Below are 20852 nucleotides of genomic sequence, written 5' to 3'. Positions count from 1 at the left end.
CCAGGCCGGAGGCTCTTGGAGAAGCACGAAGCCGCCGCCACGGCGCGCAACCACCCAGCACGAGAGTCCGGCAGCATCGGCGACTGCCGGCCGGCGGGGCCCAGGGCCGCGAGGCCCAGGGGGACCGCGTCCGGCTGATCTCCCGGCTATGCCGGGAACGCCCTGCCCGCGCGGAGGTTCCAGCGGCCCGAGCGGCCGCTGAACTCCGTCACCGTCAGCGGTGCGACGTCCACCCGCCAAAGGCTCTGCGCCGGTGCGCCCAGGGCGTGCACCACCAGGGCGCGCACGACGTCGGGTTCCACGACGGCCAGCAACCGCCCGTGAAATTCGGCCAGTTCCGTCAGCCACTCGCCCGCCCGGGCACAGAACTGCTCGACGGACTCCCCGCCGTGCGGAGCGCCGGCCGGATCGGAGAGCCACCGCGCCACGCCCTCCGGTTCGGCGGCACTCACCTCCTCCAGCGTCAGACCGCGCCAGCGGCCCATCGCACAGCCGGACAACCGCTCGTCGACCGGTCCGGCGGCGACGCCGTCGATACCGAGCCCGAGCCCTTCGGCGGTCTGCGCACAGCGCGGCGACGGCGAGACGGCTGTGCGCCCGGCGGCAGTCAGCAGCGCACCGGCCGCCGTCCGCGCCTCCCGCACTGACCGCAGCCCCGCGGCGCTCAGCGGACGCCCGTCGTCGAAACGGAACTCCTCGGACGACTCGCTGCGGGCAGGCGAGATCAAAGTCACTCGCGTGGTCATCGGCCTCTCCTCCCCCGTGAACGGCGGCTCTCCGCACGGGAGTTGATCACGTGGCGCCCCGATGCCCGGGTTGTGCGGCCTTGGCCGGGCAGGTGGTGTCGGGGTACCTTCCGGTCGTATCGATCGACGACGGCAGGGCGGAAGCCGGTGAGATTCCGGCGCGGTCGCGCCACTGTATGCCCCTTCCGGTCCGCTGCCGTGCGCAGCGTACGGGCGGGGGCGAGCCAGACCCGCTGTGCTGTCACGAGCTCCACCGACAGGGACGCGAGTTCCCACCAGGAGGTCCTGCCATGGCACAGTCCATCGCCCCGCCCAGTTCCGCAACTTCCGCCCCCGGCGCAGCCGTTCCCGCGACTCTGCCGGTCAAGGCGATTCTTCCGTGGGCTTTCTTCTTCGGTCTGCTGATGCTCGTCCTGCTGTACTTCGTCGGCGCGGAGCAGGGGGCCACGTCCCTCATCTCCGGCATGGGCGTGCACGAGTGGGTCCACGACGGACGCCACCTTCTCGGCTTCCCCTGCCACTGAGCGGGGAGGCGCACGATGAACTCCTCCACTGTGAGGACCCTCCTTGTACGCGGCATGCTCGCCGGTCTCGTCGCCGGGCTGTTCGCCCTGGTTGCGGCCTCCTTCCTGGGTGAGCCGCACATCGACGCGGCCATCGCCTACGAGGAGGCGCATTCGCACGAGCACGGCGGCGAGGCACCGCTCGTCAGCCGCGGCATGCAGTCCACCGCGGGCCTCGCCACCGCAGTCCTGGTCTACGGCGTGGCCATCGGCGGCATCGCCTCGCTCGCCTTCAGCTTCGCGCTGGGGCGTGTGGGCCGCTTCGGTCCGCGTGCGACGGCACTGCTGCTGGCGGGCGCCGCGTTCGTCTGCCTGTACCTGGTGCCGTTCCTGAAGTACCCGGCCAACCCGCCGTCCGTGGGCGACCCGGCGAGCCTCGACAAGCGCACGGCTCTGTACTTCCTGATGGTGCTGCTGAGCGTGCTGCTCGCCGTCGCGGCGACGATCCTCGGCAAGCGCCTGGCACCGCGCCTGGGCAACTGGTACGCGACGGTGGCGGCGGCAGCCGGCTTCGCGTTCGCCGTCGGGCTCGCCTACGCCTTCCTCCCGTCCCTCAGTGAACTTCCCGACCACTTCCCCGCCTTGCTGCTGTGGGAGTTCCGCGTCTCGACGCTCGCCGTGCACCTGGTGCTGTGGGCCGCCTTCGGGCTGACGTTCGGCCATCTCGCCGAGCGGGCTCTGGGGTCGGCGGCACGCGGCGAGAAGGGCGCGGAGTCGCCGTCCGCCGCGGCGCCCGCCGCACACTGATGACCTGACGACCTCGCTCCACGCCGCACGAACGCCGCTGCCGGGCACCCGCGAAGGGTGCCCGGCAGCGGCGGTTCGGCCTCTGAGGAGCCCCGCCGGGGCCCCTCCGGCGCCTCAGCCGCGGGCCGCGACCTCCGTCCGTACGGTCCGTGCCGCCTCCACCATGTGCTCCAGTGCCTGACGCACCTCCGGCCAGCCGCGGGTCTTCAGACCGCAGTCCGGGTTGACCCACAGCCGCTCCGCCGGGATCGCACCGAGGCCCTTGCGCAGCAGCGACGCAACCTCACCGGCGTCGGGCACCCGAGGGGAGTGGATGTCGTAGACACCGGGGCCGACTTCGTTCGGGTAGCCGGCCGTGGCGAGTTCGCCGGCGACCTGCATGTGCGAGCGGGCCGCCTCCAGGCTGATGACGTCGGCGTCGAGACCCGCGATGGCGGAGACGATGTCGCCGAACTCCGCGTAGCACATGTGCGTGTGGATCTGGGTGTCCGCACGCACGCCGCCGGTGGCCAGCCGGAAGGACTCCGTCGCCCACGCCAGGTACTGCGGGCGCCCGTCGGCCCGCAGCGGCAGCGTCTCGCGCAGAGCGGGCTCGTCGACCTGGATGACGGCCGTGCCGGCGGCCTCCAGGTCGGCGACCTCGTCCCGCAGGGCCAGCGCGACCTGGCGTGCCGTCTCCGCCTGCGGCTGGTCGTCCCGTACGAACGACCACGCGAGCATGGTGACCGGGCCGGTGAGCATGCCCTTGACGGGGCGTGAGGTCTGCGACTGGGCGTAGCGCGTCCACCCCACCGTCATCGGCTCGGGACGTGAGACGTCGCCGGCGAGGATCGGCGGCCGTACGTAGCGGGTGCCGTAGGACTGCACCCAGCCGTGCTGCGTGGCGAGGTATCCGTTCAGCTGCTCCGCGAAGTACTGCACCATGTCGTTGCGTTCGGGCTCGCCGTGCACCAGCACGTCCACTCCGGCCTGCTCCTGGAAGGCCAGTACGTCGCGGATCTCCGCGGCGATCCGCTTGTCGTAACCCTCCGCGTCGAGCCGTCCGGCCCTCAAGTCGGCCCGTGCGGTGCGCAGTTCGCCGGTCTGCGGGAAGGAGCCGATGGTGGTCGTGGGGAGCAGCGGCAGACCCAGCCGGGTGCGCTGTGCCGCGGCGCGCTCCGGGTAGGACTGAGCGCGGCGCCCGTCGGCGTCGGTGACGGCCGCGGTACGGGCCCGTACCGCCGGGTCGCGGGTGAGGGCGGCGGACGAACGGGAGGCGAGCGCCGAGGAGTTGGCGTGCAGCAGACCCGCGATGACGTCGGTGCCCTCGCTCAGGCCCTTCGCCAGGGCGACGGTCTCCTCCACCTTCTGCCGTGCGAAGGCGAGCCAGCGCGCCACCTGCGGGTCCACGTCCCGCTCGACCGCGGCGTTCAGCGGTACGTGCAGCAGCGAGCAGGACGGCGCGACATCGACGCGGTCGGCGAATCCGAGCAGCGACGCCAGCGTGGAGAGCGACCGCTTCAGGTCGTTGATCCACACGTTGCGGCCGTCCACGACCCCCGCGACCAGCCGCTTGCCGGGCAGTCCGCCCGCACGCGCCAGATCCTCCAGATTGGCGGCGGCCGGTCCCGTGAAGTCCATCGCCAGCCCCTCGACGGGTGCCTTGGCGAGTACGGGCAGGGCCTCCCCGAGACGGTCGAAGTAGGACGCCACCAGCAGTGCGGGCCGGTCGGCCAGTCCGCCCAGATCGCGGTAGGCGCGTGCGGCGGCGTTCAGCTCCGCGGAGGTACGGTCCGCGGCCAGCGCCGGCTCGTCGAGCTGCACCCAGCGGGCGCCGGCTGCGCGCAGGTCGGCGAGCACCTCGGCGTAGACGGGCAGCAGCCGGTCCAGCAGGGTCAGCGGTTCGAAGTCCGCGGCGACGCCGGGCGCGGGCTTGGCGAGCAGCAGATACGTGACGGGACCGACGAGGACCGGCCTGGCGTCATGGCCCTGCGCGAGGGCCTCGGCCAGTTCGCCCTTCTGCTTCGAGGAGTCCGCCCCGAAGACGGTGTCCGGCCCCAACTCCGGTACGAGGTAGTGGTAGTTGGTGTCGAACCACTTCGTCATCTCCAGCGGTGCGACGTCCTGAGTGCCGCGCGCCATCGCGAAGTAGCCGTCAAGGGCGTCGGCGGCCTGCGCGGCCCGGTGCCGTTCGGGTACGGCACCGACCATGAGGGTGGTGTCCAGCACATGGTCGTAGAGGGAGAAGTCTCCGGTGGGCACCTCGTGCACGCCGGCGGCCCTGAGCTGCTGCCAGTTCTCCTGGCGCAGCCCCGCTGCGGTCTCCCGCAGGGCGTCGGCGGTGACACGGCCCTTCCAGTAGCCCTCGACGGCCTTCTTCAGTTCACGGCCGGGACCCTGCCGCGGATATCCGTGGACCGTGGCCAGGGACCTCGTAGATGCGTTCGCTGCCGCGGCTGCGGACTTCGGTGTCACTCAACTCTCCTTCGCGAGTCTCGCCGGTGACCCTGATGCACGGGCGAGGGAGGAGAGGCGACGCGGCGGCCGCACGCACGCCGCGTGCCGTCCGCCTGTACCGCCGACCCGCCCTCGAGGTCACCGAGATCGCCGCATACGACCGTCGTACACGGGCAGTGGCAGGTCTTCGGACTCGTGGGCCTGCCGCGTCCGTGTTCCACGGACCGGCACCTACTGGCCGTCGCTTCCCGGGCCCACTCGGGCCCAGTGCGTAAGACGGCGTTCGTTCCCACTCACCGCTGCGGGGCAGTTCCGGAGTCTCACCGGATTCCCTCTTGCGACGTGCCTGCCTGGCGGACAGGCCGAACCGACTGCTCTTCCAGCGTACGGGGGTGTGTGGCGCACCGGCAAAGGCCGGGGATGCGGGGTAACTCATGCTCCCCGCCGGTTTACGCGGGGGTGGGCACGGCTCACGCCGGGTGTGGCCGCCGGCCGGGCCGCTCGCTCCGGCCGGACGCCGGGCCGGGCCCGCTCCCGCCTCCTTGCGGTGTCCCGGGCCGCCGGTGGCGACAGCGCCTCACCGCTCGCCTCCCACGGGGCCGCCGCCGCGCGTGGGTCAGTGCCGACCCGGGCCTCGAGGCTCGTGCCTCCCGGCCGCAGGCCCAGGCGGGGCAGGGGCACTTGGGTAACCGGGCCGCAGGAGGGCCCGCGGCGTGGCGCTCCCGAGTCGGCCAGGACGGGCGCCCGTTGGCCCCGCTCCGGGCCGGAACGGCCGCATGCGCGGCGGTCCGCCGTCCGTGTCCCGGCGGTGTGGCGCGCGCCGAGTCGCGGCCCGCCGGTTCCAAGCTGCTGCCGGAGACTCGCCGCTCCGCCGGCGCGCAGACCGGGCGGGGCGATCCCTTCCACGAGCGACTGGAGAAGATGACCATGCCATCCCGCCCCGCGCCCGCGTCCACTCCGGCATCCGGAGCATCCGGAACCGCGGCCGCTCCCGAAACCCGGGCCGCCTTCGAAGGCCAGGCCGCACCCCAAGCCCAGGCCGCACCCGCCGCCGAGGACGCCGGACTGCCCCCGGAGGCCAACCCCGCAGACCCGCGGTTCTGGCAACTGCCGCACGAACAGCGGCACCAGGTCTTCGCCATGCTGCGCGAGCGGGAGGCGCCCACGTACTTCGCACACCCGCAGCACACCCTGCGCAAGCGCCAGCAGCCCGGCTTCTACGCCCTCGTCCGGCACGAGCACGTGCAGGAGGCGAGCCGCAACGCGGCGGTGTTCGGGAGCGCGCCGGGTGTCACCACGCCGCACCCCGCACGCTGGGTGAAGGCCCTCTTCGGGGAGTCCATGGTCAACCTCGACGGCCGTGACCACGCCAAGCTGCGGAAGATCATCTCCCGTGCGTTCAGCCCGCGGCTGCTGGCCGGCACCGAGAAGGACATCGAGGACGTCGTCGCCACCGTCGTCGGTGACGCGGTGCGGCAGCCCTCCCGCGAATTCGTCACCGCTGTCGCCTCGCTGGTGCCGTTCGAGGTGGTGTGCAACATGATGGGCATCCCCCGGCGCCACCGGCCGCGCATCCTCGCCCAGCTCAACGACGCCTCGGAGAACATCGGCGTACGGCGGGGAGCCGGCGCGAAGTTCCGTATCCCGGGCAAGGGGCTGCGGGCCCTGGCCCGTATGCACGTCATGATCGCCATGCTCGCGCGGGAGCGCCGGCGCCGCCCAGCCGACGACCTCATCTCGGCGCTCGTGACCGCCGATGTGGACGGGCAGTGCCTGGGAAACCGTCAACTGGGCGCGTTCTTCACGCTGTTGATGGTGGCGGGGGTGGAGACGACCCGTAACGCGATCTCGCACGGCCTCGCGCTGCTCAGCGCACACCCCGAGCAGCGGGAGCTGTGGGAGAGCGACTTCGAGAAGTACGCGGACACCGCCGTCGACGAGATCGTGCGGTGCTCGACGCCCATCATCCAGTTCCGGCGCACGCTGCGCACCGACCACGTCATGGGCGGCCGTACGCTGCGCAGAGGCGACACCGTCGCGCTCTACTACGCCTCAGCCAACCGCGACGAGGCCGTCTTCCCCGACGCCGGCGCCTTCGACATCACCCGTGACCCCAACCCCCACCTCGGCTACGGCGGCGGAGGCCCGCACCACTGCCTGGGCGCGCACCTGGCCCGGCAGGAGCTCAAAGCGCTCTTCAGGCTGCTGCTCACCGACTCCGTCGGCATGCGGGCCGACGGACCGCCGGACCTGGTGCCCTCCAGCTTCGACAACCGCATCCGTTCACTGCAGTTCGACATCGCCCGGCCTCGCGACGGCGGAGAGGCGACCGCCCGGGTGAGCGGCGCCTGACGTCCGGAGCGCTCCACCGGGGCCCGTGCGGGACTGCGGGGGGCGCGGCGGCGTTGTGTCCCGGCGCGCGCCGGGACACAACGCGCGCCGTTGCCGCGCGCCCGAAGGTGGTTCTGCGCGCCTGTTACTGAGGGCCCGTCACCGTACGATGAATTGCATGAATACCGTGGTGTTTCTTCTCGCCCTCGGCACCACTTGTCGTATTACCAGGTTCATAACGAAGGACACCCTCGCGGCGAGCTTCCGATCGTGGGTGGCCGCGCGATTCGGTGACGATTCCAGGCCCGCCTATCTCGTCACCTGCAGCTGGTGCACCAGCATCTGGGTGTCCACCGCCGTCGTTCCTTCTGCGTATCTCGCCGGCGGCTCGCTCGCATTCCAGGCCGTCGCCATGATCCTCACCGTGTCCTACCTCGCGGGGATCGCATCCAACTGGATCGACTGAAACTGCGGTGTCAGCGCCGTGTGCCGACCCGAATCCCCTTCTTCCGCACCGCGGTTGAGCCGCATCTCCTCCCGCGGGAGCCGTTCTCCCGGCCGCTCCGCACGGGAGCGCCGCCGATGTGTCGGCGGTACCCCGTCCGGGGCACACAACGTGTACGGAATTCCCGTAGCGGCCTCCGCCTTCTCCGGACTGCCAGGCGGGCGCCGACCCTGCCGTACCGCATGCAGCCACCGATGTGCGGCTCGGAGAGGCGGGCAATGCCGGGGGCGCACGAGAGCGCCACCGGACCGTATCCGCCCGGCTCTCGCACACGAATTCACCGACCACCGCGCAGAACCCGCCGGAATGAGCGGGGCGAGCGGTGCGGCATCGCCGGGTCCGAGGGACTCGTGCGCCGGAAAGGGCCGCTGCTGCGGCCAGGAGCGAAGGAGGATGCTCGATGGGATGCAATTGCGGCGGGCGCGGAGCCCGGCGGACCGTCACCGTCTACAGGCTGATTCTGCCGAACGGCGTCACCCGTGACTACGTCACCTTGCAGGAGGCCAACGCGGCCAACAGCAGGGAAGGGGGCAGGGGCACCGTCGTCGCGGTCAACCAGTAAGAGCGCAGGCAGAGAACCCTCACGCGGGCCGGACACGCCTGGTCCCGCGTGAGGGTTCCGCATTTCACCACGGCACATCGCGACGCCGGGCAGTCGCGGTCGCCTCCGCGACCGTGGTGACCATCGGGCGGAATGATCAAACGAGCAAACCGGCGAAGCCTCCGCCGAACTTGGCGACCGTCCAACTGAGGGGGCGCCAAGGCGTGATGGCGCAGACCCGTGAGACGCGGCGTGCGCCCCCCTTTGGCGAGTTTCCACTGCCGGCAATCAACGACTCGTGCATGTACGGAAATTGACCACGGAGCGTGTCGCGCGACCAAACGTCCGGAGGCGGCCGGGAATCTCCCCGGCAGGCGCTCGAGATGAAATCGGCATCCGGTCTCCACCGGCGAAGGTGACCTCTTGGATGTCAACTGAGCCGAAAGCCAGGGGACTTGCGCTTCGAACGCCGCACCTCGCCAATCAGGGGCGCGCGGTCGGCCCTTGCGCAGCACTACGGGGGCGCGGGCGGCGCTTCATCGATTTTCCGGAGAGGGCAGCCCCCCCGGGTCTCGTCGATTCACTCGTCCTGGTGGAGAACATACGGCGGGTAACCATGTGCCGGGATGACCGAAACAGCCCCGCACCCCTGTTCTTTGAGACAAAGACCCCGTGCGCGGAGGCGCCGTCCCTCCCTCGGTTTATGCGCCCCCTCACTCCCAATTGCGCTCGGCCGAACGGGGGTTATCGCGTCCGCTCATCTAGCTCAACTCCGCATTGAGACGCCTACTGAAGATGTCGGCAGGTGAGCCGTCGGCTCCTTTCTGGCCTGGCCGCCGGCTCTCAACACACCGATGCCGCACGGTCATTGACTCAGTCGAACCGCGTCAACGGCACAAGGCTCTCGCCTTCCGTCCGTGGACCGATGAGAGGACTCAGCATGCCAACGACCACCACACTCAGCCCTCCCACACCGCTTACTCCGATTTGTGGGGACGCTGTTTCGTTCACCGTCACGGTGACGGAAGCGGACCCCGGCACCAACGGAGACCCGTCCGGTCCCGTCACCATCTTCATCAGCAACGACGGACCGCCCCTGACCGGCAACCTGGTTGTGGCGACTCCGGGTTCCGGCGTCGGCACGGTCACCCTCAGCACCCTCCCCGGCGACGTACCCGCTGGATCCCACAGCGCCGTCGCCCTGTACCCGGGAGGCGGGCTCTCCGCCCCGTCCTTCTCCGACCCGCCGGTCGTCTTCACCGTGACTCCGGCCACGACCACGACGACGATCAGCGCGACACCCGACCCGTCGACGTGCGGCGACTCCGTCCTTGTCTGCGCCACCGTGGCCAACACCGACATCCCGGGCAACATCCCCACAGGCACGGTGACTTTCGGCGGCACCGCCGGCGTCACCGGCACCTTCGTCGTCGACGGCACCGGCCAGGCCTGCGCTCCGGCCAGCACCACCCTCGACAGCGGCACCATCACCGCCACCTACAACCCGAGCAGCCCGCCCTGCTTCGCCACCTCCACCGCCACACCGTTCACCCTCACCGTCAACCCGGCGACGACCACGACCACGATCAACGTCACGCCGCCCGGGCCCTTCACCTGTGGTGACTTGGTCACCGTCTGCGCCACCGTCGCCGGCGGACCCACCACACCCACCGGCACGGTCACCTTCGGCGGCACGGCCGGCCTGATTGGCACGTTCCCGCTCGTCGCCGGTCAGGCCTGCGCGGCCAGCACCACCCTCGACAGCGGCACCATCACCGCCACCTACAACCCGGACGACACCTGCTTCGCCACCTCCGCCGCCACACCCGTCAACATCACGGTCAACCCGGCGGCGACGACCACCACGATCAACGCGACACCCAACCCCGCCATCTGCGGCGAATCGGTCACCGTCTGCGCCACCGTCGCGGGCGGACCCACCACACCCACCGGAACCGTCACCTTCGGCGGCACCGCGGGAGTCACCGGCACCTTCCCACTCGTCGCCGGACAGGCATGCGCACCCGCCAGCACCACCCTCGACAGCGGCACCATCACCGCCACCTACAACCCGGACGACACCTGCTTCGCCACCTCCACGGCCACCCCGGTCAACCTCACCGTCAACGCGGCCGCGACCAGCACCACGATCAACCTCACGCCGCCCGGGCCCTACACCTGCGGCGACTCCATCACCGTCTGCGCCACCGTCGCCAACAACGACGTGCCAGGGAACACACCCACCGGCACCGTCACGTTCACCGGTACCGCGGGAGTCACGGGCACCTTCCCACTCGTCGCCGGTCAGGCCTGCGCCCCAGCCAGCACGACGCTCGACAGCGGCACCATCGTCGCCACGTACAACAGCGACGACCCCGCCTGCTTCACCGGCTCCGTCACCACGGAAAACCTCACGATCAACCCGGCGGCGACCACCACCACGATCAACGCGACACCCAACCCGTCCACCTGCGGCGAATCCGTCCTGGTCTGCGCCACCGTCGCCAACAACGACTTCCCCGGCAACGTCCCCACCGGAACCGTCACCTTCGGCGGCACCGCAGGAGTCACCGGCACCTTCCCACTCGTCGCCGGACAGGCATGCGCACCGGCAAGCACTTCGTTCACGAGCGGCACCATCACCGCCACCTACAACCCGGACGACACCTGCTTCGCCACCTCCACGGCGACCCCGGTCAACCTCACCGTCACCCCGGCGGCGACGACCACGACGATCAGCGCGACACCCAACCCGTCCACCTGCGGCGAATCCGTCCTGGTCTGCGCCACCGTCGCCAACAACGACCTCCCGGGCAACGTCCCCACCGGAACCGTCACCTTCGGCGGCACCGCAGGAGTCACCGGCACCTTCCCACTCGTCGCCGGCCAGGCCTGCGCACCCGCCAGCACCACCCTCAGCACCGGCACCATCACCGCCACCTACAACAGCGACGACCCCGCCTGCTTCGCCACCTCCACGGCCACACCCGTCAACCTCACCGTCGATGCGGCCGCGACGACCACCACGATCAACGCGACACCCAACCCCGCCGTCTGCGGCCAGTCTGTCCTGGTCTGCGCCACCGTCGCCAACAACGACCTCCCGGGCAACACACCCACCGGCACCGTGACCTTCGGCGGCACCGCGGGAGTCACCGGCACCTTCCCACTCGTCGCCGGCCAGGCCTGCGCACCCGCCAGCACCACCCTCAGCACCGGCACCATCACCGCCACCTACAACAGCGACACCCCCGCGTGCTTCGCCAACTCCACGGCCACACCCGTCAACCTCACCGTCAACCCCGCAGCCACCACCACAACCATCAACCTCACCCCGCCCGGGCCCTACACCTGCGGCGACCCCATCACCGTCTGCGCCACCGTCGCCAACAACGCCTTCCCCGGCAACGTCCCCACCGGAACCGTCACCTTCGGCGGCACCGCGGGAGTCACCGGCACCTTCCCCGTCATCGCCGGCCAGGCCTGCGCCCCAGCCAGCACGACACTCGGCAGCGGGACCATCACCGCCACCTACAACAGCGACGACCCCGCCTGCTTCGCCACCTCCACGGCCACCCCGGTCAACCTCACCGTCAACCCGGCGGCGACCACCACGACGATCAACGCGACACCCAACCCCGCCGTCTGCGGCCAGTCTGTCCTGGTCTGCGCCACCGTCGCCAACAACGACGTCCCCGGCAACACACCCACCGGCACCGTGACCTTCGGCGGCACCGCGGGAGTCACCGGCACCTTCCCACTCATCGGCGGCCAGGCCTGCGCCCCAGCCAGTACGACACTCGGCAGCGGGACCATCACCGCCACCTACAACAGCGACACCCCCGCGTGCTTCGCCAACTCCACCGCCACCCCCGTCAACCTCACCGTCAACCCCGCAGCCACCACCACAACCATCAACCTCACCCCGCCCGGGCCCTACACCTGCGGCGACCCCATCACCGTCTGCGCCACCGTCGCCAACAACGCCTTCCCCGGCAACGTCCCCACCGGAACCGTCACCTTCGGCGGCACCGCGGGAGTCACCGGCACCTTCCCCGTCATCGCCGGCCAGGCCTGCGCCCCAGCCAGCACGACGCTCGACAGCGGCACCATCACCGCCACCTACAACAGCGACACCCCCGCGTGCTTCGCCAACTCCACCGCCACCCCCGTCAACCTCACCGTCAACCCCGCAGCCACCACCACAACCATCAACGCGACTCCGAACCCCGTCACGTGCGGTGAGTCGGTCACCGTGTGCGCCACCGTCACCGGCGGACCTTCAACACCCACCGGAACGGTCACCTTCGGCGGCACCGCAGGAGTCAACGGCACGTTCCCGCTCATCGCCGGTCAGGCCTGCGCTCCGGCCAGCACCACCCTCGACAGCGGCACCATCACAGCGACCTACAACCCGGACGACGCCTGCTGGGCCACCTCCACGGCCACCCCGGTCAACCTCACCGTGACCCCGGCCGCGACGACAACAACCATCAACCTCACCCCGCCCGGGCCCTACACCTGCGGCGACTCCATCACCGTCTGCGCCACCGTCGCCAACAACGACGTCCCCGGCAACACACCCACCGGCACCGTGACCTTCGGCGGCACCGCGGGAGTCACCGGCACCTTCCCACTCATCGGCGGCCAGGCCTGCGCACCGGCCAGCACCACCCTCGACAGCGGCACCATCACCGCCACCTACAACAGCGGCGACCCCGCCTGCTTCACGAACTCCACGGCCACCCCGGTCAACCTCACCGTGACCCCGGCCGCGACCACCACAACCATCAACCTCACCCCGCCCGGGCCCTACACCTGCGGCGACTCCATCACCGTCTGCGCCACCGTCGCCAACAACGACGTCCCCGGCAACACACCCACCGGCACCGTGACCTTCGGCGGCACCGCGGGAGTCACCGGCACCTTCCCACTCATCGGCGGCCAGGCCTGCGCACCGGCCAGCACCACCCTCGGCAGCGGCACCATCACCGCCACCTACAACAGCGATGACCCGGGCTGCTTCGCCACCTCCACGGCCACCCCGGTCAACCTCACCGTCAACCCGGCGGCGACCACCACGACGATCAGCGCCACACCCAACCCGTCCACCTGCGGCCAGTCCGTCCTGGTCTGCGCCACCGTCGCCAACAACGACGTCCCGGGGAACACACCCACCGGCACGGTGACGTTCGGCGGCACGGCCGGCCTGAGCGGCACGTTCCCGCTCGTCGGCGGCCAGGCCTGCGCACCGGCCAGCACCACCCTCAGCAGCGGCACGATCACCGCCACCTACAACAGCGATGACCCGGGCTGCTTCGCCACCTCCACGGCCACCCCCGTGAACCTCACCGTCAATGCGGCGGCCACCACCACAACGATCAGCGCCACACCCAACCCGTCCACCTGCGGCCAGTCCGTCCAGGTCTGCGCCACCGTCGCCGGCGGACCCTCCACACCCACCGGAACCGTCACCTTCGGCGGCACCGCGGGAGTCACCGGCACCTTCCCGCTCGTCGCCGGCCAGGCCTGCGCACCCGCCAGCACCACCCTCGACAGCGGCACCATCACCGCCACCTACAACAGCGACACCCCCGCGTGCTTCGCCAACTCCACCGCCACCCCCGTCAACCTCACCGTCAACCCCGCAGCCACCACCACAACCCTCAACGCGACACCCAACCCGTCCACCTGCGGCCAGTCCGTCCAGGTCTGCGCCACCGTCACCGGCGGACCCTCCACACCCACCGGAACCGTCACGTTCACCGAGCCCAACGGCACTCTGCACCCCAACGTCCCGCTCGTCGCAGGGCAGGCGTGCTTCACCTCAACCACCCTCACCACCGGCAACGTCCAAGCCACCTACACGCCCAACGACGCCTGCTGGGCCACCTCCACCGCCACACCACTGCCGATCGTCGTCAACGCGGCAGCCACCACGACCACCGTCACGGCGACACCCAACCCGTCCACCTGCGGCCAGTCCGTCCAGGTCTGCGCCACCGTCACCGGCGGACCCTCCACACCCACCGGAACCGTCACCTTCACCGGTCCCGGGGTCAACACGACTGTTCCGCTCACGGGCGGGCAGGCCTGCTTCACTTCCTCCAGCCTGTCCAGCGGAACGATCACCGCGAGCTACAACGGAACCGCTTGCTTCGCCACGTCCTCGGGCACGGTGAACATCGTCTCGACCGTCGTCAACACCACCGTCACGGCGCCGCCCGCGCAGATCCGCAGGCGCACGAACGGCCAGCTGGTCATCCAGACGATGAACGCGACGCTCAGGAACAGCGCGACGCTGGCTCCCATCGCGGGCCAGACGGTGGTCTTCACCGCCAACACCGCAGGCGGCCCGTTCGTTCTCGGGTCGGCGGTCACCAACGCCAGCGGTGTGGCGACCCTCGCACCGCCGACCTTCGTCGTCCCGGTGTCCGTCGTGTCCGCCACCACGTACACGGCTTCCTTCGCGGGAGTGCCCTGCATCAACCCGTCCTCGGCAACGGCCACGTTGACCTTCGTACCGGTCCCGTCCGTGCCCTGATCCCATCCGTCCTCAACCCGCGCCGGGCCGCCTCCAGCGGCCCGGCGCGGCCGTGTTCGCAGTCTTCGATGGGGCACGCATCTTGCACGACCGCATCAACCGGCGTATATCCTTCATCGGATTCATTTCGCCCATGTCCGTCACTGCGTTTCAGCACACACCAATCCCCCGGTCTCTTTGCTCCTTTTGGTGACGAACGCGGTAAGCGGTCGCTCGTCCAGGGCGACTCGCGAGTAGATTTTTACGCCGCATTCCGCCACAACCGTTTTCCAGGGCTACTGACTGCACTACGTTGTCAGGCGCGTACACCCCGCGAACCGGTCGGGTCAGACCAGCCCGTCTGACGGTTCTCCCGTTACGGGCCTGATCTGCGCCGTGAGCGATGCCCGTACGGAGGGCAGCCCGCGCTCACTGAGACGCCCGCCCGAAGCTCCAACCCTCGCGTGGCGACGGACAGTTGAACAGCGAGCTCGAGCACCGCCCCGGACCAGGCGCTTTCGATGCTTCACCGCTCCTGGCCTGTCGGCGCCTGCTCGCGACAGCACTTCCGGCTCCACTGGGAATTGGTGGATCGGCGACTTCAGCACCCCGCGCAAGCTGCCCCGAAAGAGAAATCATGAGAAGACCTCGCATTGCGGTATCACGTCTTGCGGCCGCCGCGACCGCACTCGCCATTACGGCGACCGCGTGCAGCGGCCTGAACAGCGCTTCCGGCGAACAGGAGTTCAGCGGCAAGACCCTCACGGTCGCCGGCACCTGGAACGGCGGCGAGGGGAAGGCCTTCAGAAAGGTGCTCGACGGCTTCACCAAGAAGACGGGCGCCAAAGTGAAGTTCCTCTCCAGCCGCGCGCAGGGCCGTGACGATTTCGCCCTTTTCATCCGCGATCTGCGCAAGAGCGGCAAGACTCCTGATGTGGCGATGGTGCCGCAGGTGGGTGTGCTCCAGCAGTTCGCCCAGAAGGGATGGCTGGAGCCGCTGCCGCCAGAGGTCGAACTCGAGGCCGCCCGCAATTTCGCGCTCGTGTGGCAGAACTACGGCAGCGTGCGGCGGATCTTCTACGGCCTCTACTTCAAGGCGTCGCACAAGTCGACCGTCTGGTACAACCCGAAGACCTTCGAGAAGGCCGGAGTGCAGCCTCCGAAGGACTACACGGAAATGGTCGACAGCGGCGAGAAGCTGTCCGCGACCGGCACCTCGGCCTTCTCAGTGGCCGGGAAGGACGCCTGGCCGCTGACCGACTGGTTCGAGAACATCTACCTGGCGCAGGCCGGGCCCGCCAACTACGCCAAGCTGGCCACGAACGAGATCGGGTGGACTGACCCCTCCGTCATCAAGGCCCTCAAGACCTTCGGCAAGCTCTTCAAGGGCGACAAACTGGTGGAGGGCGGCGGGACGGAGGCCCTGCGCACCGACCTCAACGAGTCCGTCGGCGCGGTCTACGGCAAGGACCCCAAGGCCGCCATGGTCTACGAGGGCGACTTCGTGGCCGGGATCATATCCGGCGAGTTCAACAGGGACGTCGACGAGGACGCCGACTTCTTCGAGTTCCCGCCCGTGGGCAAGGGCAAGCAGGCGCCCGTGATCAGCGGCGGCGACGCCGCGGTCGCCATGAAGGAGGCCAAGAACAAGGAAATGGCCATGTCCTTCATCGAGTACCTGGCGAGCCCGAAGGCCGCGGAGATCTGGGCCAAGGAGGGCGGGTTCCTGTCACCCAACATCAATCTGAACCTGAACGCCTACCCGGACGACACCACCCGCAAGGTCGCCAAGTCCCTCGTCGACGCCGGTGAAGCCGTGCAGTTCGACATGTCCGACCAGGCGCCGGGCGACTTCGGCGGCACACCCGGCCAGGGCGAGTGGCGGCTGCTGCAGGAGTTCATCCGCGACCCGTCCGACCCGGAGGCGACAGCCCAGAAGCTCGACGAGGCGGCGGCGAAGGCCTATCTGGACGCGTCGGCCACCGGCACGACGGGCTGACGAACACCGCAACCGCACAGCACCTCGACCGCACACCGACCGATCCGCACCACCCGCACCACCCGCACCACCCGCACCACCCGCAATCGGTCTGCTTGCCGCGTCGCCCGGTCCTGCCGACCGGGAACGGACCCTCGCGGCCGCACAGGAGGAACTCCGGCAACCGGCCCGGGTCCTGGTCCCGGCCCCGGCGCCCCGCCGGCCCTGCGTGAGCCCGACGGTCCGTTCCCGGGTGCCCGGCGCTGGTTCCCGCCCCGCTCCCGCTCCTGCTCCGCTCCCGCCATGGCACCCCCGACGGCCGCCCGTCGACCCACCGTGCGCACTCTCGTACGCCCTCATGCACCGCCGCGATGTGACGACCGTGTGACGTGTCACAGACAGCACGAGCGTGGATGTGGGAGCTTCAACTCCGTTACTCATCAGTAGAGTTGCTGGGATTCCGGGAGCGAGGTCCGGTCGGGATGCGGGCCACACCGGCAGCCGTCGACATGTGCGCCGGCGCGCCGGGTGGCTCCCCCAGCGGTCCGGTCCGCACGTCGGCCCGGGACGGACGGGCCGCGGCGGGAGAGGATCGGATGAGCACTTCGCAAGCCACGACACTGGACGAGCTGGTCGACACGGACCGGTATCCCCTCACGGACCTCGACAGCGACGGAGGACGGGCCGTCCTCTCCCGCGCCAGGAACGATCTGCTGGCCGACGGCTGCACCGTGCTGCCGGACTTCATCCGTCCGTCCCTCCAGGAGACGCTGCGGCAGGAGGGCGCGGACATGGCGCCGCGGGCGCACTTCGACGTCGCGACCGTCAACGTCTACAACATGGCCGCCGGCCCCGACCTCCCCGAGGACCATCCGGGACGCATCGCCTTCGAGCGCGGCAACGCCTTCGTACCGCGGGACCGCATCCCCGCCCGCTCCCTCATCAGCCGCCTCTACTCCGACGAGGTCTTCCAGGGCTTCATCGCGCGATGCTTCGAGCTCGACCGGCTGCACGAGCTGGCGGACCCGCTCTCCGGGCTCGTGCTCAACGTCGTCGAGCCGGGCATGGAGCACCCCTGGCACTTCGACACCAACGAGTTCACCGTCAGCATGCTCACCCAGGAGGCCCAGGAAGGCGGCGTCTTCGAGTACTGCCCGAACATCAGGTCCGCGCAGGAGGAGAACTTCGACGCGGTACGGGACGTACTCCAGGGCAGGGGCGCGGAGTTGACACGGCGTCTGCCGCTGCGTCCCGGCGATCTCCAGCTCTTCAAGGGGCGCTTCTCCCTGCACCGCGTCAGCCCCGTGCGGGGCGAACCCGCCCGCCACTCGGCGATCTTCGCTTACAGCGAGCGCCCCGGCGTCATCGGGAGCGTCTCGCGGACCCGGCAGCTCTTCGGGCGTGTGCTGCCGGAGCATCTGGAGGCCGAGGGCCGCGCCGTGCGCGGTGACCGGCTGCTCGATTAGCCCGCTGTGAACGAGAGTTGCCCCCCTCGCTGCGGAGGGGCAGGGCCCGACGTCCGCCGCGAACTCTCCCCGCCACCCCCTCAGGAGCAATCCGTGCGCTTCGACGCCACCGGAAAAGTCACGCTCGACCACATCTACAACGGGCCGGATCCGCGCGCCTACTTCAGGGAGCTGCGCAAGCTCGAATACTGCGTGCCGCAGCAGGCCAAGCCCTACTTCGCGAAGCTCGTCGAGGAATACCGCGACACGATGCAGGTGGCGGTGCCCAAGGTGCTCGACATCGGCTGCTCGTACGGAATCAACGCCGCGCTGCTCAAGTACGACGTGACCATGGACGCCCTCTACGCCCGCTACTGCGACGAGCACCTCGCCGGCGGCGAGCCCGGGACCAGGGCCGGGACCGGCGCCCGGACAGGGACCGGGACGGCGGACGCCGCACGTGCCGAGGAGACCCCCGAGGCGCTGCTGGCCCGCGACCGCAAGCTGGCACGGTCGCACCGGCCCACCCGTCCGCTCCGCTTCGTGGGCCTGGACACCTCCGGCAGCGCGCTGGCGTACGCGCTGGAGGCGGGCTTCCTCGACGACATCGTCCACGCCGATCTGGAGAAGCACGAGCCGTCGGCGCGGCAGCGCGCGCAGTTCGCCGGTACGGATCTGGTGATCTCGACGGGCTGCATCGGTTATGTCACCGAGCGCACTCTTACGCGTATCGTCCGCTCCATGGGCGGCCACCGGCCCTGGATGGCGCACTTCGTGCTCCGCATGTTCCCGTTCGGCCCGGTCGAGCGGGCGCTGGAGGAACTGGGATACAGCACCGTCTGTGTCGACGACGTCTTCCGGCAGCGCCGGTTCGCCTCGCCCCAGGAGCAGACGCAGGTACTGGAGACCATGAAGGAAGCCGGAGTCGACGCGGAGGGCCTGGAGGCGGACGGCTGGCTCCACGCGCGCCTGTATCTTTCCCGTCCGTCGGACACCGCCGGATGGCCCTGGTCCCGGGAACGCCTCGCACGGGAATCCGCGGCCCCGCCGGGAGCCGGTGCCACCGCGTCAGTCACACCACCCACCATCAACGAGCCGAAGTGAGAGCGGAATTGAACACCAGTCAGCACAGCGCACCCCGGGAGAGCGCGACGACCACCCCCACCTTCGCGCGGGAGGACTCGCTGCCGCGCGTGCCGCTGCCCACCCTGGAGGCCAGTTGCGAGAAGTTCCTCGCCTGGTGCGCTCCGCTGCTCTCCCCGGGCGAACTGGCCGCGACCGAGGCCGAGGTGACCGCATTCCTCTCCCCCGACGGGCCCGGCCGGGTGCTGCAGACGGCGCTGGAGGAGTACGACTCCTCGGAGGGCGTGCACAGTTGGCTCGACACCTTCTGGCCGTACCGCTACCTGGGGCGGCGCGACCGCATCGCTCTGAACGCCAACTTCTTCTTCCTCTTCCAGGACACCGGCGAGCCACAGGTGGAGAGGGCGGCAGGGCTCATCGCCGGCGCCCTCGAATACAAGCGGCAGATCGACGAGGAGCTGATTCCGCCCGTCGTGCAGCGCGGGACGCCGCAGTCGATGGAGCAGCTGAAGTACCTCTTCTCCAGCACCCGGATCCCTGGGGAGGAGCAGGACACCTCCCGCACGCCCTACTCGCAGGAACGGCCCGGCCCCTCGCGTGCACGGCACATCCTGGTGTTCTTCCGCGGCAACACCTTCCGGATGGACGTCGTCGGCGAGGACGGCGCCCCGCACAGCCTGGAGGACCTGGAGGCCGGGCTGCGTGACGTGATGAAGGCGGGCGCAGAACCCGCCGACCCCGGCTCCCGGGTGGGCCACCTCACCACCATGGCCCGCGCGGAGTGGGCGAGGGCACGCGCGTCGCTGGTGGACTGCGGCCCGGGCAACGCGGAGGCCCTGGAGACCGTCGAGGACGCGCTGTTCTGCCTGTGTCTGGAGGACTTCGCGCCCGCCGGCGTCCAGGAGGCGTGCGACGAGCTGCTCCACGGCGACCGCGGCAACCGCTGGTTCGACAAGGCCGTGTCCTTCGTCGTCTTCGAGGACGGACGTGCCGGGCTGAACGTGGAGCACTGCCAACTCGACGGCACGACCATCCTCAGCTTCGTCGACGCGCTGCTGCCCGTACCCGCGGCTGTGCACTCCGAGCAGTCCGGTGCGCGCACGCAGGGCCCGCCGCGTGCGGAGCCGGTGGAGTTCCGGCTGGACGACGCGCTGCGGGAGCAAGTGCGTTCGGCCGCGGACGCGTTCGCCGAGTACGGGCGGAGCACCGCGACGCGCACGGTCTCCTTCGACGACTTCGGCAGCAGCGACGCGAAGGCACTCGGCGTCTCGCCCGACGCCTTCGTGCAGCTCGCCTACCAACTCGCACACCGGCGCGCGAAGGGCCATCTCGGCGCGACGTACGAGTCGATCGCCACGCGGCAGTACAAGCACGGCCGTACGGAGGCGATGCGGGTCGTGACGCCGGAGATGTACGCCTTCGTGGACGCCATGGAGGACCCGGACGCGGACGCGGCGGCGCGGCGCGCGGCCTGCCGCGCGGCGGCGGCCCGGCACGTCGAGCGTGCCAAGGAGTGCCAGGCCGTCGAGGTGCCCGAACAGCACCTGTGGGAGCTGGAGTTGATCCAGCGCCGCCGCGGTGCGGAGCTGGGGGTGCTCGAACAGCCGTCGCTGTACCGCAGCGCGGGCTGGCTGACGATGCGCGACGACTATCTGAGCACCAGCTCGGCACCGTCCGTCAACATCCAGTTCTTCGGCTTCGGTTCGACGAGCAGCCGCTGCATCGGTGTCGCATACGTACTGCTGCCCGAGCGCTTCAACCTGTATCTGAGCACTCCGCAGAGCGTGGCGGACCAGATGCACGCCTTCACGGAGAAGCTGCGCGAGGCGGTTGCCGAACTGCGGGAGCTGCTCGCCGAGTAGAGCCCCAGGGCTGCGCCCCCGCACCGCACCCCGCACCCGGAACCGCGCCCCGGATCAGACCGGACCGGCACCGACGTCATCGGTGCCGGTCC

General features: G+C 70.3%; 12 protein-coding genes and 1 riboswitch. Of the genes, 10 read left to right on the top strand and 2 right to left on the bottom strand.

Annotated features, from left to right (window positions below; genetic code table 11):
- Window positions 1-146: 146 nt before the first annotated feature.
- Window positions 147-746 carry a histidine phosphatase family protein gene (locus ACSMXX_RS24790; RefSeq protein ID WP_473180910.1) on the bottom strand — a complete coding sequence of 200 codons (600 nt, stop codon included), beginning with the start codon at window positions 744-746 and terminating at the stop codon, window positions 147-149.
- A 290-nt stretch (window positions 747-1036) separates the two neighbouring features.
- Between ACSMXX_RS24790 and ACSMXX_RS24785 the strand changes: the two genes are divergently transcribed.
- A complete protein-coding gene (locus ACSMXX_RS24785) occupies window positions 1037-1270 on the top strand; it encodes a CbtB domain-containing protein (RefSeq protein ID WP_473180909.1) in 234 nt (77 codons plus the stop codon).
- A 15-nt stretch (window positions 1271-1285) separates the two neighbouring features.
- Window positions 1286-2056: a CbtA family protein gene (locus ACSMXX_RS24780; protein ID WP_473180908.1), complete on the top strand. Its 771-nt coding sequence runs from the start codon at window positions 1286-1288 to the stop codon at window positions 2054-2056.
- Window positions 2057-2170: 114 nt separating this feature from the next.
- On the opposite strand, the gene metE is transcribed toward ACSMXX_RS24780, so the two are convergent.
- On the bottom strand, window positions 2171-4510 hold the full coding sequence (gene metE, locus ACSMXX_RS24775) for a 5-methyltetrahydropteroyltriglutamate--homocysteine S-methyltransferase (protein WP_473180907.1): 2340 nt from the start codon (window positions 4508-4510) through the stop codon (window positions 2171-2173).
- Between the two features lie 143 nt (window positions 4511-4653).
- Window positions 4654-4880, bottom strand: a riboswitch (cobalamin riboswitch).
- 539 nt (window positions 4881-5419) lie between these two features.
- On the opposite strand from metE, the gene ACSMXX_RS24770 reads away from it, so the two are divergent.
- From ACSMXX_RS24770 to ACSMXX_RS24735, 8 genes are all read left to right on the top strand, one after another.
- The gene (locus ACSMXX_RS24770) at window positions 5420-6844 is read left to right on the top strand and encodes a cytochrome P450 (protein ID WP_473180906.1); all 1425 of its coding nucleotides are present in this window, start codon (window positions 5420-5422) and stop codon (window positions 6842-6844) included.
- 157 nt (window positions 6845-7001) lie between these two features.
- On the top strand, window positions 7002-7289 hold the full coding sequence (locus tag ACSMXX_RS24765; protein WP_473180905.1) for a DUF1360 domain-containing protein: 288 nt from the start codon (window positions 7002-7004) through the stop codon (window positions 7287-7289).
- A gap of 439 nt (window positions 7290-7728) precedes the next feature.
- A complete protein-coding gene (locus tag ACSMXX_RS24760) occupies window positions 7729-7890 on the top strand; it encodes a DUF7196 family protein (protein WP_473180904.1) in 162 nt (53 codons plus the stop codon).
- A gap of 997 nt (window positions 7891-8887) precedes the next feature.
- On the top strand, window positions 8888-14413 hold the full coding sequence (locus tag ACSMXX_RS24755) for a beta strand repeat-containing protein (protein ID WP_473180903.1): 5526 nt from the start codon (window positions 8888-8890) through the stop codon (window positions 14411-14413).
- 616 nt (window positions 14414-15029) lie between these two features.
- On the top strand, window positions 15030-16391 hold the full coding sequence (locus tag ACSMXX_RS24750; RefSeq protein WP_473180902.1) for an ABC transporter substrate-binding protein: 1362 nt from the start codon (window positions 15030-15032) through the stop codon (window positions 16389-16391).
- 575 nt (window positions 16392-16966) lie between these two features.
- A complete protein-coding gene (locus ACSMXX_RS24745; protein WP_473180901.1) occupies window positions 16967-17836 on the top strand; it encodes a HalD/BesD family halogenase in 870 nt (289 codons plus the stop codon).
- Between the two features lie 93 nt (window positions 17837-17929).
- Window positions 17930-18919, top strand: a complete 990-nt coding sequence (locus tag ACSMXX_RS24740) for a class I SAM-dependent methyltransferase (RefSeq protein ID WP_473180900.1) — start codon at window positions 17930-17932, stop codon at window positions 18917-18919.
- Window positions 18920-18927: 8 nt separating this feature from the next.
- Window positions 18928-20760, top strand: coding sequence for a choline/carnitine O-acyltransferase (locus ACSMXX_RS24735; protein WP_473180899.1), 1833 nt, complete (start codon window positions 18928-18930; stop codon window positions 20758-20760).
- Window positions 20761-20852 lie beyond the last annotated feature (92 nt).

It is taken from the genome of Streptomyces sp. DSM 116795, assembly GCF_055792905.1.
This window is presented reverse-complemented; position numbering and strand designations above follow the sequence as displayed.

Bases quoted from the DNA above. Each gene is read 5' to 3' on its own strand.
- ACSMXX_RS24790 (WP_473180910.1), bottom strand. From the start codon at position 746: ATGACCACGCGAGTGACTTTGATCTCGCCTGCCCGCAGCGAGTCGTCC.
- ACSMXX_RS24765 (WP_473180905.1), top strand. From the start codon at position 7,002: ATGAATACCGTGGTGTTTCTTCTCGCCCTCGGCACCACTTGTCGTATT.
- ACSMXX_RS24745 (WP_473180901.1), top strand. From the start codon at position 16,967: ATGAGCACTTCGCAAGCCACGACACTGGACGAGCTGGTCGACACGGAC.
- ACSMXX_RS24770 (WP_473180906.1), top strand. From the start codon at position 5,420: ATGCCATCCCGCCCCGCGCCCGCGTCCACTCCGGCATCCGGAGCATCC.
- ACSMXX_RS24760 (WP_473180904.1), top strand. From the start codon at position 7,729: ATGGGATGCAATTGCGGCGGGCGCGGAGCCCGGCGGACCGTCACCGTC.
- ACSMXX_RS24750 (WP_473180902.1), top strand. From the start codon at position 15,030: ATGAGAAGACCTCGCATTGCGGTATCACGTCTTGCGGCCGCCGCGACC.
- ACSMXX_RS24785 (WP_473180909.1), top strand. From the start codon at position 1,037: ATGGCACAGTCCATCGCCCCGCCCAGTTCCGCAACTTCCGCCCCCGGC.
- ACSMXX_RS24780 (WP_473180908.1), top strand. From the start codon at position 1,286: ATGAACTCCTCCACTGTGAGGACCCTCCTTGTACGCGGCATGCTCGCC.